At 62.5% G+C, this 17,467-nt stretch carries 14 protein-coding genes; 5 read left to right on the forward strand and 9 right to left on the reverse strand.

Annotation, left to right across the window (positions count from 1 at the left end; genetic code table 11):
* Nucleotides 1-31 precede the first annotated feature (31 nt).
* The 4 genes from AC3WOG_RS02830 to pabB all read left to right on the forward strand — a co-directional run bounded on the left by AC3WOG_RS02830 (nucleotide 32) and on the right by pabB (nucleotide 5,899).
* Nucleotides 32-469 (forward strand): thioredoxin family protein, encoded by a 438-nt coding sequence (locus AC3WOG_RS02830; protein ID WP_492576562.1) that lies wholly within the window; start codon nucleotides 32-34, stop codon nucleotides 467-469.
* A 152-nt stretch (nucleotides 470-621) separates the two neighbouring features.
* Nucleotides 622-2,577 carry a molecular chaperone DnaK gene (gene dnaK, locus AC3WOG_RS02835; RefSeq protein ID WP_492576563.1) on the forward strand — a complete coding sequence of 652 codons (1,956 nt, stop codon included), beginning with the start codon at nucleotides 622-624 and terminating at the stop codon, nucleotides 2,575-2,577.
* 267 nt (nucleotides 2,578-2,844) lie between these two features.
* Complete coding sequence (dnaJ, locus tag AC3WOG_RS02840; RefSeq protein WP_492576564.1) at nucleotides 2,845-3,987, forward strand: molecular chaperone DnaJ; 1,143 nt, start codon at nucleotides 2,845-2,847, stop codon at nucleotides 3,985-3,987.
* A gap of 25 nt (nucleotides 3,988-4,012) precedes the next feature.
* Nucleotides 4,013-5,899, forward strand: coding sequence for an aminodeoxychorismate synthase component I (gene pabB, locus AC3WOG_RS02845; protein ID WP_492576565.1), 1,887 nt, complete (start codon nucleotides 4,013-4,015; stop codon nucleotides 5,897-5,899).
* Nucleotides 5,900-5,924: 25 nt separating this feature from the next.
* Here the strand turns inward: pabB and panB are convergent, their stop codons facing one another.
* From panB to AC3WOG_RS02880, 7 genes are all read right to left on the reverse strand, one after another.
* Nucleotides 5,925-6,740, reverse strand: a complete 816-nt coding sequence (panB, locus tag AC3WOG_RS02850) for a 3-methyl-2-oxobutanoate hydroxymethyltransferase (protein ID WP_492576566.1) — start codon at nucleotides 6,738-6,740, stop codon at nucleotides 5,925-5,927.
* 39 nt (nucleotides 6,741-6,779) lie between these two features.
* On the reverse strand, nucleotides 6,780-7,460 hold the full coding sequence (locus AC3WOG_RS02855) for a deoxynucleoside kinase (protein ID WP_492576567.1): 681 nt from the start codon (nucleotides 7,458-7,460) through the stop codon (nucleotides 6,780-6,782).
* Entirely contained in the window at nucleotides 7,457-7,999 is a 543-nt protein-coding gene (gene folK / locus AC3WOG_RS02860) for a 2-amino-4-hydroxy-6-hydroxymethyldihydropteridine diphosphokinase (RefSeq protein ID WP_492576568.1), read from the reverse strand. The genes AC3WOG_RS02855 and folK overlap by 4 nt, the downstream gene beginning before the upstream one ends.
* A gap of 48 nt (nucleotides 8,000-8,047) precedes the next feature.
* A complete protein-coding gene (gene pcnB / locus AC3WOG_RS02865) occupies nucleotides 8,048-9,634 on the reverse strand; it encodes a polynucleotide adenylyltransferase PcnB (protein WP_492576569.1) in 1,587 nt (528 codons plus the stop codon).
* Complete coding sequence (locus tag AC3WOG_RS02870; protein ID WP_492576570.1) at nucleotides 9,631-10,317, reverse strand: histidinol-phosphatase; 687 nt, start codon at nucleotides 10,315-10,317, stop codon at nucleotides 9,631-9,633. The genes pcnB and AC3WOG_RS02870 overlap by 4 nt, the downstream gene beginning before the upstream one ends.
* Nucleotides 10,310-11,071 carry a DnaA regulatory inactivator Hda gene (gene hda / locus AC3WOG_RS02875; RefSeq protein WP_492576571.1) on the reverse strand — a complete coding sequence of 254 codons (762 nt, stop codon included), beginning with the start codon at nucleotides 11,069-11,071 and terminating at the stop codon, nucleotides 10,310-10,312. Before hda ends, AC3WOG_RS02870 begins: the two co-directional genes overlap by 8 nt.
* Before the next feature lie 74 nt (nucleotides 11,072-11,145).
* Nucleotides 11,146-12,222 carry an AI-2E family transporter gene (locus AC3WOG_RS02880; protein WP_492576572.1) on the reverse strand — a complete coding sequence of 359 codons (1,077 nt, stop codon included), beginning with the start codon at nucleotides 12,220-12,222 and terminating at the stop codon, nucleotides 11,146-11,148.
* Nucleotides 12,223-12,315: 93 nt separating this feature from the next.
* Here AC3WOG_RS02880 and purM point away from each other — a divergent pair, with 93 nt between their 5' ends.
* Nucleotides 12,316-13,371, forward strand: a complete 1,056-nt coding sequence (gene purM, locus AC3WOG_RS02885) for a phosphoribosylformylglycinamidine cyclo-ligase (protein ID WP_492576573.1) — start codon at nucleotides 12,316-12,318, stop codon at nucleotides 13,369-13,371.
* 952 nt (nucleotides 13,372-14,323) lie between these two features.
* On the opposite strand, the gene miaA is transcribed toward purM, so the two are convergent.
* The gene (miaA, locus tag AC3WOG_RS02890; RefSeq protein ID WP_492579696.1) at nucleotides 14,324-15,271 is read right to left on the reverse strand and encodes a tRNA (adenosine(37)-N6)-dimethylallyltransferase MiaA; all 948 of its coding nucleotides are present in this window, start codon (nucleotides 15,269-15,271) and stop codon (nucleotides 14,324-14,326) included.
* Between the two features lie 43 nt (nucleotides 15,272-15,314).
* Nucleotides 15,315-17,360 carry a DNA mismatch repair endonuclease MutL gene (mutL, locus tag AC3WOG_RS02895; protein ID WP_492576574.1) on the reverse strand — a complete coding sequence of 682 codons (2,046 nt, stop codon included), beginning with the start codon at nucleotides 17,358-17,360 and terminating at the stop codon, nucleotides 15,315-15,317.
* Nucleotides 17,361-17,467: the final 107 nt, after the last annotated feature.

Here is a 17,467-nt window from a genome sequence, read left to right on the forward strand (position 1 = left end):
TACAAGCCGTTTCGCTCCGGCGCGCACCGTTATGGCCAACATTCCCGTCGACGCAATCGCGTTTGCCGCGTTCGACATGGTGGGGCTCAACGCCGAGTCGTTCGACGCCGGGTTGGCCGAAGCCGGGGATGAACTGGCCGTGGTGTTTTTCTGGGGTCTCGACTGCTTCAACTGCGAGATCGCGAAGAAGGCGATGCTGGCGCAGCCGGACGCGATTCGCGCACTCGGTCTCAGATGGTTTCACAGCAACGTCTACGAGCACCGTGAACTGGGCCGCCGCTTCGTGCGTCACGGCGTGCCCACATGGTTCTTCTTCCACCGTGGCAAGTGGCTCGGCCGGGCAACCGGCCGGCACGGTCTTGGGCAGTTCGAGGCAGCGGTCGCGGCCGCGCGGGAAAAAATCCGGGCGGCCAGTGCCGGCGGCGGTGCGCCAGGTAGCGACAAAAGCGGCAAAAGTTCGAGCGATTGAAAAAAATTAAAGACCGCATCGTAAAAGAGGTCTTGAAAACGATGCGGACGCACTTATGTTGAGTGCAGGTATGAATTGAGGGCGGAGTGCCTTACCGCCAGATGGGCAAAAAGGCGCTTCCCGCAGCGATCAAAGTCAGGAGATTAGTAAAAATGGGCAAAATCATCGGCATCGACCTCGGCACGACCAACTCGTGCGTGGCGATCATGGAAGGCAATTCGGTCAAGGTGATCGAGAACTCGGAAGGCGCGCGCACCACGCCGTCGATCATCGCTTACATGGAAGACGGCGAGATTCTGGTCGGCGCGCCTGCCAAGCGTCAGTCGGTCACGAACCCGAAGAACACGCTGTACGCTGTCAAGCGCCTGATCGGCCGCCGCTTCGAAGAAAAGGAAGTGCAGAAAGACATCGGCCTGATGCCGTACAAGATCATGAAGGCCGACAACGGCGACGCATGGATCAATGTGCGCGATCAGAAGCTGGCACCGCCGCAAATCTCGGCTGAAGTCCTGCGCAAGATGAAGAAGACTGCTGAAGACTACCTCGGCGAGACGGTCACGGAAGCTGTGATCACGGTTCCCGCGTACTTCAACGACAGCCAGCGCCAGGCCACCAAAGACGCAGGCCGCATCGCCGGTCTGGAAGTGAAGCGGATCATCAATGAACCGACCGCAGCTGCTCTGGCATTCGGTCTGGACAAGGCCGAAAAGGGTGACCGCAAGATCGCGGTGTATGACCTGGGCGGCGGCACGTTCGACATTTCGATCATCGAAATCGCGGACGTCGACGGTGAAATGCAGTTCGAAGTGCTGTCCACGAACGGCGATACGTTCCTGGGCGGTGAAGACTTCGACCAACGCATCATCGATTACATCATTGGCGAGTTCAAGAAGGAACAAGGCGTCGATCTGTCGAAAGACGTGCTCGCGCTGCAACGCCTGAAGGAATCGGCTGAAAAGGCGAAGATCGAGCTGTCGTCGAGCCAGCAAACCGAAATCAACCTGCCGTACATCACGGCCGACGCGTCGGGTCCGAAGCACTTGAACCTGAAAATCACGCGTGCGAAGCTGGAAGCGCTGGTTGAAGAACTGATCGAACGCACGATCGAACCGTGCCGCGTGGCGATCAAGGACGCAGGCGTGAAGGTCGGCGAAATCGACGACGTGATTCTGGTCGGCGGTATGACCCGTATGCCGAAGGTGCAGGAAAAGGTTAAGGAATTCTTCGGCAAGGATCCGCGCCGTGACGTGAACCCGGACGAAGCCGTGGCCGTTGGCGCCGCGATTCAAGGTCAGGTTCTGTCGGGCGACCGCAAGGACGTTCTGCTGCTCGACGTGACCCCGTTGTCGCTCGGCATCGAAACGCTCGGTGGCGTGATGACGAAGATGATCAACAAGAACACCACGATCCCGACCAAGCACGCGCAGGTCTACTCGACGGCTGACGACAATCAGGGCGCCGTGACGATCAAGGTGTTCCAGGGCGAACGCGAAATGGCAGCCGGCAACAAGCTGCTGGGCGAGTTCAACCTCGAAGGCATTCCGCCGGCACCGCGCGGCACGCCGCAGATCGAAGTGAGTTTCGACATCGACGCGAACGGTATCCTGCACGTCGGCGCGAAAGACAAGGCAACCGGCAAGGAAAACCGCATCACGATCAAGGCGAACTCGGGTCTGTCCGAAGCCGAAATCGAAAAGATGGTGAAGGACGCCGAAGCGAACGCGGAAGAAGACCACAAGCTGCGTGAGTTGGCCGATGCTCGCAACCAGGGCGACGCGCTGGTCCACAGCACGAAGAAGGCGCTCGCCGAATACGGCGACAAGCTGGACGCCGGCGAGAAGGACAAGATCGAAGCCGCGCTGAAGGACCTCGAAGAAACGCTGAAGAGCGGTTCGAGCGACAAGGCCGCGATCGAAGCCAGGATCGAAGTGGTGGCGACCGCCTCGCAGAAGATGGGCGAGAAGATGTACGCCGACATGCAGGCTGCGCAAGGTGCGGAAGCTGCGGCAGCGGGTGCGGCAGGTGCGGGTGCATCGGCGGGTGGCGCGAGCCACCAGCAGCAGGACGACGTCGTCGACGCCGAGTTCAAGGAAGTGAAGAAGGACTAAAGCCAGGTCGCATTTCGACCGTAAAGCCGCGCACAGCGATGTGTGCGGCCCGGCTGCACAAGGGAATGCGCCCGTTCGGGCGACATGAACGTGCAAGAGCGGTTATCGCGCCTGGCGAGCCTTTTGGGCTCTCCGGGCACATTTGTTTTATGGAGGGCGTTGTTTAAGCCGCTTAAAAGCGGGGTGAACAACGGCCGGACGAGTCGTGAGACTCCAGCATTCAAGAGGAGCCACCGCGCCGCATCGCGCGAGTGGTGTTGAACCGATATGGCGAAACGGGATTACTACGAGGTTCTGGGCGTCGCAAAGAACGCGAGCGACGACGAAATCAAGAAGGCTTATCGCAAGCTTGCGATGAAGCACCACCCCGACCGCAATCCGGGCAACAAGGATTCGGAAGGGCATTTCAAAGAGGTGAAGGAAGCCTATGAAATGCTGTCGGACTCGCAAAAACGTGCTGCGTACGATCAGTACGGCCACGCGGGCGTCGATCCGAATATGGGCGGAGCCGGTGCGCAAGGCTTCGGCGGCTTTGCCGATGCGTTCGGCGATATTTTCGGCGACATCTTCGGCCAGGCGGCCGGCGGCGCCGCACGCGGCGGCGGCGGTCGCGCGGGCCCGCAGGTGTATCGCGGCGCCGATCTGCGCTACAGCATGGAAATCACGCTGGAACAGGCCGCGCACGGCTACGACACGCAGATTCGCGTGCCGAGCTGGGTATCGTGCGAAATCTGTCACGGTTCGGGCGCCAAGCCCGGCACCAAGCCGGAAACTTGCCCGACCTGTAGCGGTTCGGGTTCGGTGCGGATGTCGCAGGGCTTTTTCAGCATCCAGCAGACCTGCCCGAAGTGTCACGGCACTGGCACCTACATTCCTGAACCGTGCGTGCATTGCCACGGCGCGGGTAAGGTGAAGGAAACCAAGACCCTGGAAGTGAAGATCCCGGCAGGTATCGACGACGGCATGCGCATCCGCTCGGCCGGCAACGGCGAGCCGGGCATCAATGGCGGTCCGTCGGGCGATCTGTACGTCGAGATCCATATCAAGCAGCACTCGGTGTTCGAGCGCGACGGCGACGATCTGCATTGCCAGATGCCGATTCCGTTCACGACGGCGGCCCTCGGCGGCGAGATCGAGGTGCCGACGCTTGCCGGCCGCGCCAGCTTCACGGTGCCGGACGGCACGCAGTCGGGCAAGACGTTCCGTCTGCGTGGCAAGGGCATCAAGGGGCTGCGTTCGAGCATTGCCGGTGATCTGTACGTGCACGTGCAAGTCGAAACGCCGGTCAAGCTCACCGAGTCGCAGCGCGAGTTGCTCCAGCAGTTCGAGAAGGCGCTGGTGGAAGGCGGCGCCCGGCATAGCCCGCAAAGCAAGAGCTGGTTCGACCGGGTGAAGAGCTTCTTCGATTAATGGCGGTTCGAAGTTGGCGGTAAGCATGACGGCAGATGAGCGCGGAGGAGTCTTCGCATTGCTCGACGATTGCGACGCGACGGCGGCGCGCCGTTCGAGTCGTCTGTACACGGGTTTTGCGCACGAGCGGGTTTGTACGAGCGCCGCGCAACTCGAAGCAGTGTGTGAAGCCGTGGCCGCGGAAACGCAGCGTGGCTTGCATGCCGTTGTGCTTGCCGACTATGAGTTCGGCCGCCATCTTGCCCTTGGGGACGTCCTCAGTTCGGGATTGAAAAAAACGCAGCGTGGCGATGCCACGCTGCGTTTTTTATTGTTCGACCGTTGTGTGAAGCTGTCGCGCGAGGAGGTCGATGCGTGGCTCGTGCAGCTTGACGGTGGTGCGGCCGAGGCGTCGGTGGCGGGTACAGCGAACGTTCGTGAGAGCGTCGACCCACCGCAATTCAACGAAGCGATCGATGCCATTCATGCCGCCCTGCGCGCGGGCGATTCCTATCAGGTCAACTACACGTATCGGCTTGGTTTCGATGTATTTGGCTCGCCAACGGCACTCTATCGGCGCTTGAGAGCCCGTCAGCCGGTGCGGTACGGCGCGCTGATCGCGTTGCCGGGCGACGACTGGGTGCTGTCGTGTTCGCCGGAATTGTTCATCCAGAAGGAGGGCGCCACGCTGCGCGCCCGGCCGATGAAAGGCACGGCGCCGCGCTCGGATGATCCGGTGGAGGACCGGCACACGGCCGAGTTCCTCGCCAACGATCCGAAAAACCGCGCCGAAAACGTGATGATCGTCGATCTGTTGCGCAACGATCTGTCACGCGTGGCGCAGACAGGCTCGGTCAACGTACCTGCGCTGTTTTCGGTCGAAGCTTATGCGTCGGTGTGGCAGATGACATCGACCGTGCAAGCGACATTGCGCGCGCACACGTCGTTTGCCGACGTCATACGAGCGCTGTTTCCTTGCGGCTCGATTACCGGCGCGCCGAAGCATCGCACGATGCAACTGATCGACGCGCTCGAAAGCACGCCGCGTGGTCTCTACACCGGCGCGATCGGCTGGCTCGACGCACCTGTCGCTAATGCGAGCGATAGCGCTTGCGGCGACTTCTGCCTGTCGGTCGCGATCCGTACGCTGACGTTGAATGCTGCCGTCCAGGAAGGCGGGCGCCATGGCACGATGGGCGTCGGCGCGGGTATCGTGCTCGACAGCGTCGCTGTCGACGAATATGCGGAGTGCCAATTGAAGGCCCGTTTTCTGACCGGCGCCGAGCCGGGTTTCGAACTGTTCGAAACGATGTACGCGACCCGGGAGGACGGCGTGCGGCACCTCTCGCGCCATCTCGCGCGACTCTCGGCTAGCGCCGCGACGCTGGGCTTCAAATTCGACGAGAACGAAATCCGCACGTCGCTCGCGGAGAAATGCGCTGTGCTGTCGAAGCAGACGCCGCACCGCGTGCGTATTGCCCTGAACAAAAGCGGAACGGCGCAAATAACCGCCGCAGTGCTGGCGCCGCTAGCCGAGCCAACTGTCGGCGTGTGGCTGGCGGCTGACCACGGTTTTGCCGCAACCGACGCGAACGATCCGCTGCTGCGTCACAAAACCACCCGTCGCGCGGAATACGATCGCGGCTGGCGCGAAGCCGAGGCGAAAGGCGCATTCGACACGCTGTTCTTCAACGAGCGAGGCGAGTTGACCGAAGGCGGTCGGTCGAATGTGTTTGTGAAAGTGGCGGGGCGCTGGTGGACGCCGCCGCTAGAGTCGGGCGTATTGCCCGGGATCATGCGGGGTGTGCTGCTCGATGACGCCGACCTTCACGCCGCTGAGCGTGTGCTGAGTCGAACCGACGTGCAGAACGCCGAGGCGCTTCTGGTGTGCAATGCACTGCGAGGTGCGGTACCGGCAAAGCTTAAGGACTGACGAGTCCGATTCCCTGTTGAGGTGGTCAGAACGTGTGTTCCGGCCCGGGAAACGAGCCGTCCTTCACCGCTCGCACATACGCCTCAACCGCAGCCAGAATGCTCGGCTGCCCCTGCATGAAATCCTTCACGAAGCGCGGCCGCTTGCCGGGGAAAATCCCGAGCATGTCGTGCAGCACCAGCACCTGACCCGAGCAGTCCAAGCCGGCGCCGATGCCGATCGTCGGAATCCGCAGTTGCTTCGTGACTTCGCTCGCGAGCAACGTCGGAATCGCTTCTATCACGATCAGTTGCGCGCCGGCGTCCTGCACGGCGAGCGAATCGCGCAGCAACTGGCTCGCGCCCGCCTCGGTTTTGCCTTGCACCTTGAAGCCGCCAAACGCGTGTACCGATTGCGGCGTGAGGCCGACGTGCGCGCATACCGGAATCGAACGCTCGACCAGACAGCGCACCGTGTCCGCGAGCCATTCGCCGCCTTCGAGCTTCACCATCTGCGCGCCCGCGCGCATCAATTCCACCGAGCTCCTGAAGGCATCCTCCGGCGTGCCATAGGTGCCGAACGGCAAGTCGGCGACCACTAACGCCGACGGCCGCGCCCGCGCCACGCTCGTCGTGTGATACGCGATGTCCGCGAGCGAGACCGGCAGGGTGGTCGTCTGGCCTTGCAGCACGTTGCCGAGCGAGTCGCCGATCAACAGCACGTCGACGCCTGCGCGATCCAGCAGCGCGGCGAAGCTCGCGTCGTAACAGGTGAGCATGGCGATTTTCTCGCCGGCATCGCGCATCGCCTGCAGTTTCGGCACGGTGATGGCGTTCCGGCTCGCTTCCTGCAAATAGGTCATGGGGAAAATCCGTTGGGAAAGAAGAGGAGGCCGTGCTGCTTACAGCGACGTGCCTTTGACAAAGAATTCCTTGCGGCCGCGCATGGTTTCGATGCGATCGGCGAGTAGCGCAAGGTCCGCGTCCGAGTCGAGCGGATTCAGATGCTCAGCGTTGACCGTCAGCACCGGCGCGTGGTCGTAGTGATAGAAAAACGCGTTGTATGCGTCGCACAGCGCGTGCAGGTAGGCATCGGAGATCTGCAATTCCATCGGCACCGCGCGCTTCTGAATGCGTGCGAACAGCACCTCGGGACTTGCTTGCAGATAGACGACGAAATCCGGCGCCGGCGCGCTCACGTCGATTCGTGCGGCGAGGGCGCGGTACAGCTGCCACTCGTCTTCCTGCAGCGTCAGGCGCGCGAAGATGTCGTTCTTCTGCGTCATGAAATCGGCGATCAGCGGCGAGCCGGACAGATGCACCGCGGCAACTTCTTGCGCCTGTTGCGCGCGTTGCAATGCGAAATGCAATTGCGTGGGCAGCGCATAACGCGCGGTGTCGCGATAAAAGCGTTCAAGAAAGGGATTGTCCTGCGGCCGCTCGAACAGTTCGTGCATCGACCAGCGCTGGGCCAGGCGCCGCGCGAGCGACGTTTTGCCGACGCCGATCGGTCCTTCAATCGCGAGATAGCCGACTGGCGGACGCAGGTGCGGCGGTGTGACGGTGAGCGGCGGCGTGTTCATTCGCAACGACCCTTGTCCGCGGTGCCGGCAGCCAATGCATTGAGCATCGGGCACTGACAGGGCGATTTGACCTTTTCGATACGTTGATCGGCAACGCTGCCAAGCAGTGCATCGGCGCGGCCATGCTGCGGGATGATCAGCGCCGCATCGATTTCGACGAGCGGCACGAGTGCAAAAGCGCGTTCGATCAGACGCGGATGCGGCACGATCAGATCGGCTTCGTCGATCGATTGATCGCCGTATAGCAGGATGTCCAGATCCAGCGTGCGCGGCGCATTGCGAAACGGCCGCTCACGGCCGAACTGATGCTCGATCTTGTGGCACAGCGCGAGCAGATGGCGCACGGGGAGCGTCGTATCGACCTTCACGACGCAGTTGTAATAGTCGTCGCCGCCCGCGTCGATCGGGGCAGTGCGATAGAGGCTCGACTTGGCGAGCACGGTGATGGTGTGCTGTTGTGCGAGGCACACCACCGCGTCTTTCAGGGTCTGGCGCGCGTCCCCGAGATTCGCGCCGAGGCCGAGATAAGCAACCGTCATGGCATAACTTCCTGCGACTTTTGTTCGACGGCTTCAGAGAACGCTGCTTCAGTCTTCGTGTGAACCGTTATGGCCCGCTTCGTTGGCTGTGCGTTCGGCTGGCGTGCCGCCCTCCATTCCGTCACCCGTTTTGCGGTTTCTGGCGCCACTGCTGCGCCGCCGTCGTTTTCTCGGGCTCCGGTCCTTCCCGCCTTGCGTGAGCAATGTCTCGCGCGCGGCGACGTCCCCTTCGATGAACTCCGTCCACCATGCGCCGACCGACTCATCGAGTTCGCCCGATTCGCAGCGCAACAGGAGGAAATCATACCCCGCTCTAAATCTTTGGTGTTCCAGCAGCTTCAGCGCGCTGCGGCCCGAGCGTTTCTCGAGGCGCAGCTGCAGACCCCAGATCTCGCGCATATCCGACGAGAAGCGCTTGTGGATCGCGAGTTTCTCGGTTTGCATGTCGAGGACCTCGTCCATCGCGCGATGCAAGGCGGGCACCGGATATTCGCCGTTCGCTTCAAATTGCTGCCAGCGCTGCTGCACGTCGTGCCATAGCAGCGTGGCGAACAGGAAGCCCGGCGACACCGGTTTGCCGGCGCGCACGCGGGCGTCCGTGTTGTTGAGCGCGAGCGTGATGAATTTTTCGCCGGTGGGCTGCTCGAGAACCACGTCGAGCAGCGGCAGCAGGCCGTGATGCAGACCTTCCTGGCGCAAGCGTTTCAAACAGGCGAGCGCGTGACCCGACAGCATCAGCTTGAGCATTTCGTCGAACAGACGCGCGGCGGGCACGTTGTTGATCAGATCGGCCATTTTGGCGATCGGCGCGCGGGTCGCGTCTTCGATTTCGAAGTCGAGCTTCGCGGCGAAACGCACTACGCGCAGCATCCGCACCGGATCTTCGCGATAACGCGTGGACGGGTCGCCGATCATTCGAAGCAGGCGCGCGCGCATGTCGGCCATGCCGTTGTGATAATCCAGCACGGTTTGCGTGGCCGGATCGTAGTACATCGCGTTGATCGTGAAGTCGCGGCGCGTGGCGTCTTCGTGCTGCTCGCCCCAGACGTTGTCGCGCAGCACGCGGCCGCTTGCGTCCACCGCGTGCGTGCGGCGATCGAGCTCGTCGCGCTTCAGGCGACGCGGCGGCGCGGCGTCGGCTGCGGGCGGATCGACCAGCGCACGGAACGTCGAGGTTTCGATGATTTCCTGACCGAACTGCACGTGCACGATCTGAAACCGGCGGCCGATGATGCGTGCGCGGCGGAACAGCTTCTGCACCTGCTCGGGTGTGGCGTCGGTGGCGACGTCGAAGTCTTTCGGCGCGATGCCGAGCAGCAGATCGCGTACCGCACCGCCGACGATGAACGCGCGGTGGCCGGCCTGCTGCAAACCTTCGGTGACGCGAATCGCGTTCCTCGAAATCAGCGAGGGATCGATGCCGTGGACGTCGTGCGGAATGATGACCGGCACATCGGGATCGTGTACGGTTTTGGCAGCGGGGCGCGGCGCTGGTTTGCGGCGCGCTTTGGCTGCGCCGGACGTGGTGTGCGCCGATGTGCCGCCGGTTTCGTCGGCTTCGGCTTCGGCGGGCGTGGTGTTGTCAGCGGGCGCCGAGTCCTGGCCGAATAGCTTGCGGATAAGTTTTTTGATCACGTGGGTTGAAAGAGTTCGAGGATGCGCCAGCCTTTGGCCTGCGCATGGGCGCGCAATGTGTCGTCGGGATTGGTCGCGATCGGATCGGTGACCTTTTCGAGCAGCGGGATGTCGTTGTGCGAGTCGCTATAGAAATAGCTGTGCTCGAAGTCTGCCCAGGTCTTGCCGAGCGAAGCGAGCCATGCCTCGGTACGGACGATCTTGCCTTCCTTGTAGCTCGGCGTGCCGGTGGGGCGGCCGGTGTACGGCGAATGCGGCTGGCCGTCGACGGTTTCCGCTTCGCAGGCGATCAGTGCCTGAACGCCGAAGGCTTGCGCGATCGGGCGGGTGATGAACTCGTTGGTGGCGGTGACCACGCAGCAGAGATCGCCTGCCTCACGATGCTGTTTGACCAGTTCCAGCGCGACGGGAAAGATTGCCGGTTTGATGACTTCGTGCATGTACTGCGCGTGAAAGTCGGCGAGCTGCGCGCGCGTGTATTTCGCGAGCGGCGTGAGCATGGCGATCAGATAGGCGTGAATGTCGAGCTTGCCGGCTTTGTAGTCCGCGAAAAAAAGGTCGTTTTCACGGGCGAAATTTTCGGCGTCGACCATGCCGTGTTTCACCATGAAGCGGCCCCATTCGTGGTCGCTGTCGGTGGGGATGAGCGTGTGATCGAGGTCGAAGAGTGCGAGATTAGCCATGGGGGCCTATTTTACTTGAAGCGGCGGGTGACGCGGATGAGGCGGGCGCCGTTCGCCGCTCGTCGGCGTCGGGCGACGCCAGCATGGTGCGCAACAGCGGCAGCGTGACCGCGCGTTTCTGTTCGAGCGAGAAGCGGTCGAGCGCGTCGAGCAGCGCCATCAGACTCGGCATGTCGCGGCGAAAATGCGTGAGCAGGTAGGCGGGGACGTCGTCAGCGAGTGCAATGCCGCGTTCGCGCGCTGCGTGCTTCAGCACCGCGGCCTTGCCTTCGTCCGGCAGCGGCGCGAGATGGAACACGAGACCCCAGCCGAGGCGCGTGCGCAGATCTTCGCGCACCGTCATGCCGATCGGCGCGGCGCTGCCGGCGGCGACCAGTGCGCTGGTCGGATGTGCGCGCACTTCGTTGAACAGGTTGAATACGGCAATCTGCTGGGCCGCGGACAAACCGTCGCAATCGTCGACCGCATACAGCGCGACGCGCGGGTCGAACGTGAAGGCGGCGAGACTGCTTTGCGGACCGGCATAGCGCGCATGACCCGGCGGCGCTTCGTGGACGAGCGCCTGCAATAGATGGGTGCGGCCGCTGCCGGTCTCGCCCCAGATGTAGAAGGTGCGATCGGCAACCGGGCCGGCCGCGAGCGCGTTATCCAGCTCGCGCAACCGCGTGACCAGCTCGGCGTTGGCGCCGGCGAAGAAATTGTCGAATGTCGATGGCGGCGGGGTGCCGAGATCGAGCGTCAGTTGACGAAGCACAGTAGGTTAATGCCGAAAATGAGGCTAAGGCTGCGGATGGCCCGTACATCGGGCCAAAAATAGTCAATGAGCAGTCAGTTGTTGTAAAGCGTGCTCGTCAGGTAGCTTTGACGTAACTCGCGCATCGCCACCGACAGAATCGCGCTGACCGGCAACGCAAGCAGCACGCCGAAAAAGCCGAACAGCTGACCGAACGCGAGCAACGCGAAGATTACCGCGAGCGGGTGCAGGCCGATCCGTTCGCCGACCAGATGCGGCGTGAGAAAAAAGCTCTCCACAATCTGGCCGACGCCGTAAATCACCGCGACCGCGCCGAAACCGTACCAGTCGCCGAACTGTAGCAGTGCCGCGAGCAGCGCCAGCGCCAGACCGGTTGCGTAACCGATGTACGGGATGAACACCGCAAGGCCGGTAAAGATGCCGACCGGCAGCGCGATCTCGAAGCCGGCGATGCTCAGCGCGACCGCGTAGAAGACCGCGAGCACCCCCATCACGAGCAACTGGCCGCGCAGGTATTGCGAGAGCATCTGGTCCATGTCGCGTGCGAGTTGCAGGGTCTTGTCGAGCCAACGGCGCGGGACCACGATCTGCATGCGCGCGAGCATACGGTTCCAGTCGTATAGCAGATAGAACAGCACGAGCGGCACCATCACGACGTTGCCGACCAGCGTGATCATCACGTTGCCGCTGGTGCGGATCGAGGTCCAGGCATAGCGCGCGACGGTCTGCGCGCTACCTTCCAGCTGCCCCATGACGAGATCGCGGATGCTGGCGAAATCGAGCGAATCGGCGAGGCCTAGCAGCGCGAGTTTCGGTTGCAGCCATGCGCTGACATGCGCGAACAGTACCGGTACCTGCTGCTTCAACTGCGGGCCTTCCTTCTGGACGACGGCTAGCACCAGCAACACGAGCAGCGTCATCATCAGCGAGAACAGCAGCATCATCAGCAAGGCGGCGAGGCTGCGCGGCACACGCCGGCGCACCATCCACGCGACGCCCGGTTGCAGAATGTACGCGAGAATCGCGCCGAGCAGAAATGGCGTGAGGACCGGGCTCAGTAGCCAGAGCAGAATGCCGACGCCCAGCGCGATGGCTAGCCAGATGAAGGCGCGGCGCTGAACGGGCGTCAGAATCGAAGAGTTTTGCTGCAAAATTGTTTCCCAGGTGGTTGGCGCGGGTGAAAGTCCAGCCAACCGGCCGGCATCGGGTAAAATCGCATTTTACCGACCTTCTCGCTCTTCCCCATGAATCAACCGAAATCCGCCCCTGACGCCCAAGGTTTGTCGTATCGCGACGCCGGCGTGGACATCGACGCGGGCGACGCCCTTGTCGACGCGATCAAGCCCTTTGCCAAAAAGACGATGCGCGACGGTGTGCTGGGTGGCATCGGCGGGTTTGGCGCGCTCTTCGAGGTGCCGAAGAAATACCGCGAGCCGGTGCTCGTGTCGGGCACCGACGGCGTCGGCACCAAGCTGCGGCTGGCGTTTCAACTGAACAAGCATGACACGGTCGGCCAGGATCTGGTGGCGATGAGCGTCAACGACATTCTCGTGCAGGGTGCCGAACCGCTGTTCTTCCTCGATTATTTCGCATGCGGCAAGCTGGACGTCGGCACTGCGGCGACGGTCGTCAAGGGTATCGCGCATGGCTGCGAACTGGCTGGTTGCGCGCTGATCGGCGGCGAGACGGCTGAAATGCCGGGCATGTATCCGGACGGCGAGTACGATCTGGCCGGTTTCGCGGTCGGCGCGGTCGAAAAGAGCAAGATTATCGACGGCAGCACGATTGCCCCGGGTGATGTTGTGCTGGGGTTGGCTTCCAGCGGGATTCATTCGAATGGTTTTTCGCTGGTGCGGAAGATTATTGAGCGGGCTCAGCCTGATTTGAATGCGGATTTCGATGGGCGGCCGTTGGCTGATGCGCTGATGGCGCCTACGCATATTTATGTGAAGCCTTTGCTGTCGTTGATGCAGCAGGTTGCCGTGAAGGGGATGGCGCATATCACCGGCGGTGGGCTGGTTGAGAATATTCCGCGGGTTTTGCGTGAAGGTTTGACGGCCGAGCTGGATCATCGGGCGTGGCCGATGCCGCCGTTGTTCTCGTGGTTGCAGAAGCATGGTGGTGTGGCTGATGCTGAAATGCATCGGGTGTTTAATTGCGGGATCGGGATGGCTGTTGTTGTTTCTGCCGCAGATGCAGATGCGGCTATTGGGATTTTGGCTGCCGCCGGCGAGCAGGTTTGGAAGATTGGGGTTATTCGCGAGAGCGCGGTTGGTGAGGCTCAAACTGTAGTTGTTTGATTCTTTTTGCCTGCGCGGCGCTATGGTTGTTCGCCTGCGGCGGTGGCTTTTTCTTTTCTTATTGGTTTATTAGCGTTCCCCCTGTGCGGGGGGGCACCTACTTTTCTTTGCCTGCCGCAAAGAAAAGTAGGCAAAAGAAAGCGGCTCACACCGCTAGCTTTGAAGCGGGTCTCCTGGCTTGGAGGAGGCAGTGGCGCATCTGGAATCGGTGTTCTCGCGCACTCCGCGCCTGTGACAAGGCCATCATACTTCCGGCGGCGCTACGCGCGCCGTGGCGGTACTTCATCAAACCGGCCGCTCGTTTCGGCAATTGGCGGTACTTCACAAAACCATCTGGTCGTTTCCGCGCCACGCTAAGGCGGCCGCCGCGTACGGTATTTCTCAAGCCGTAGCAATATTCTGCGTCCCGCCGAATTAGCCGCCGGGCGTTTTACCTTTCCAGCAATCTACAAACCGCAAATCACTTCGGCGCCGCGCCGAGGCGAAGCCGACGGCTTCCAGCGCGCGCAAACAAAACCACTGGTGTCCCTTGCGGACTGTTCCGGCGAACACGCAGTGCAAGGCCGGAAGGATGATGCCGGAGGCGTGCACGCCCCGTCGGTTTTAAGAAGTACCGCTACGGCGCGCGCAGCGCCGCCGGAAGGATGACGGCCTTGTCACCAGCGCGGAGTGCGCGAGAACACAGATTCCAGATGCTCCACTGCCTCCTCCAAGCCAGGGGACCCGCTTAAAAACTAGCGGTGTGAGCCGCTTTCTTTTGCCTACTTTTCTTTGCGGCAGGCAAAGAAAAGTAGGTGCCCCCCGCACAGGGGGAACGCTAATAAACCAAAAACAAAACAAGGAAAGGCAACGCCGTAGGCAAACAGACACAACCTGCTGGGGAAGGCAAAAAAGCCAAGAAAAAGCCACCGCCGCAGGCGAACAACCAAAGCGCCGCGCAGGCAAAAAAACCTCAAATTAACTCATCAACAACACTAACAACCCGCGCGGTAGCGCCAGCATCACAACAATCAACCACAACCCTCTCAGGCATACCGCGCAGCCAGGTGAGCTGCCTCTTGCACAATTGCCGGGTAGCAAAAACCCCCTTATCCCGCATGGTCGAATAATCGACCACTCCATCGAGATATTCCCAAACCTGCCGATATCCGACACACCGCATCGACGGCATCTCCGCCGACAAATCCCCGCGCTCGCGCAACCTCATCACTTCATCGACGAACCCATCAGCCAACATTGCATCAAACCGCCGCTCAATGCGGGCATGCAGCACGCTCCGATCAGAAGGCTCCAACGCAATCGGCACAAACCGCCAAGCCTGCGCAGCATCATCAAAGCGTGGGGGCGCCGCCAGCAAAACAGACATCGCCTGCCCGGTCAGCATAAAAATCTCGAGCGCACGCTGAATCCGCTGCGAATCGTTCGGCGCGAGGCGCGCAGCGGTAACAGGGTCGACCGCGGCAAGCCGCGCATGCATAGCCGGCCAGCCTTCGCGCGCGGCATCGGCGTCGAGCGTCGCCCGCACGTCGGCATCGGCGGCAGGCAGGTCGTTCAAGCCTTGCGTCAGCGCCTTGTAGTACAGCATGGTCCCGCCGACCAGCAACGGTGTCCGTCCGCGAGCACTAATCTCGCCGATCAGGCGCAGCGCGTCGGTGCGAAAATCCGCCGCCGAATAGGCGTCAGCCGGATCGACAATATCGATCAGATGATGCGGCGCCAGCGCGCGCTCTTCCGCCGTCGGCTTCGCGGTGCCGATATCCATCTCGCGATAAACCAGCGCCGAGTCGACACTGATGATTTCCACCGGCCGCCGTGCGGCCAAAGCCAGCGCGGCAGCGGTTTTGCCGGACGCGGTCGGGCCCAGCAGGCAAGGGACCGGCGTGGGAGTACGTGACGTCATAGGCAAGCCGGCGCGCGCGGAAGAAACGTGATCAGGCTCACCCTCATTGCCCGCGCATAAACAGCCGATCGAGATCGGACAGTGTCAACTGATACCAGGTCGGACGCCCGTGGTTGCACTGGTCGGCGCGCTCGGTCGCTTCCATCTGGCGCAGCAGTGCGTTCATTTCATCGAGCGTCAGACGCCGGTTCGCCCGCACCGCGTGATGGCACGCCAGTGTGCCGAGCAGCTCGTGCTGGCGCTCGGTCAGCACACGCGAGCCGCCGAACGCGTGCAAGTCTGTTAGGACCGCGCGCGCGAGCGCCTGCAGATCGGCGTCTTTCAGCAAGGCCGGCACTGCGCGGATCGCGAGCGTGGTCGGCGACAGCACGGCGAGGTCGAAGCCAAGTGCGTCGAGCGTGTCGCGCTCTTCTTCGACGGTGCCGATTTCGATCGGATCGGCCTGCATCGTCTGCGGGATCAGCAGCGGCTGCACGGCAATCGTGCGATCCGACAGCGCGCTCTTGAACTGCTCGTACAGAATGCGCTCGTGCGCGGCGTGCATATCGACAATCACCAGTCCATGCGCATTCTGCGCAAGCACATAGATGCCGTGAATCTGGCCGAGCGCGAAACCGAGCGGTTGCTCGTCGGATGCGTGGAAAGCGGGGGCTGTATAAGGCGCGGACGCGTTATACGGCGACGGCCCTTCGGCTGCGGAGTCGCGCGCCTCGAACAGCGTCGCGCCGTCGGCGGTGCCGGCGTTCGTGTCTTTACGGCCGAACAGCGCGTCGTAAAAGGCCAGCGGTTGCGCAACCGGCAGCGTGCCCTGCGTCATGCGCGCCTGCCGCATCCACGTATTGCCCGGCTGCTGAGATCCGAATCCACCACCGAGACCACCTGCACCTGCACCAGCGCCCGTGCCCGTGCCCGTCGCGCCGAAGCCGCCAGCACCCGCGCCTCCGAGCGGCGTCGCACCAAACGAAGCCGGACCGCCCGCCGCGGCTTCGAGGTGAGCTGCATGCCCGCCCGCCGTGGTTTCCGGCGACGCGCCCGCATGCCGCGCCAACGCGCGCTGTACCGCGTGGAACACGAACTGGTGAATCGAGCGCGAATCGCGAAACCGCACTTCGATCTTCGACGGATGGACGTTCACATCGACCGCTTCAGGCGGCAGATCGAGAAACAGCACATAGGACGGATACCGGTCGCCGTGCAGCACGTCTTCATACGCGGCGCGCACGGCATGCGTGAGCAGCTTGTCGCGCACGAAACGGCCGTTGACGAAAAAATACTGTTGGTCGGCGCGTCCGCGGCTCGCGGTCGGCAGGCCGGCGCAGCCATAGACGGCAAGCGGTCCGGCCGATTCGTCGAGCGGTAGATGGGCCGTCGCAAAGGTCTCGCCGAGAATTTTCGCGACCCGCACAGGCGGCTCGCTGGCGTTCCAGTGTTCGACCGCCTTGCCGTTATGCAGTACCGAAATCGCCACGTCCGGCCGTGCCAACGCGGCACGGCGAATCTGCTCGAGACAATGGCCGAGTTCGGTCTGCTCGCTTTTCAGGAATTTGCGGCGCGCGGGCGTGTTGAAGTACAGCTCGCGGACTTCGATCGTGGTGCCTTGGGTGCCGGCAGCAGGGCTCAGTACACCGGTTTGCGCGTCGATGCGCACGGCGTGCGGCGCATCGGCGGTGCGGCTCGTGATGAACATCTCCGCAACCGACGCAATCGACGCCAACGCCTCACCGCGAAAACCCAGCGTGGCAACGGCCTCGAGTTCGGCGAGCGAGCGGATTTTGCTGGTCGCATGACGCATCAGCGCGAGCGCCAGTTCGCTTTCGGGGATGCCGCAGCCGTCGTCGGTGATCGAGATACGTTTGACGCCGCCCTCGTCGAGCACGATGCGCAGGGTCTGCGCGCCGGCATCGAGCGCGTTTTCCAGCAACTCCTTGACCACCGAAGCCGGCCGCTCGACCACTTCGCCGGCGGCAATCTGGCTGATCAGCTGGTCGGGAAGGGGCTGGATCGCCCGCAACGGGCGTGGGACGGGCGCGGCGGCGAGAGCTGCGGCCGGGGCGTTGGTGTCGGCGGGCGTTTCGGAGAATTCGGACATGGCGAAATTATAGCGATTCGCGCGTAGGAACCGGACGCGGGCCGAATACCCTGGACTGAGTGGTCCGGCGACCCGAGCGATACGACCCGGCAGCAAGACGGTCATGG

The organism is Paraburkholderia sp. FW306-02-B (genome assembly GCF_058782725.1).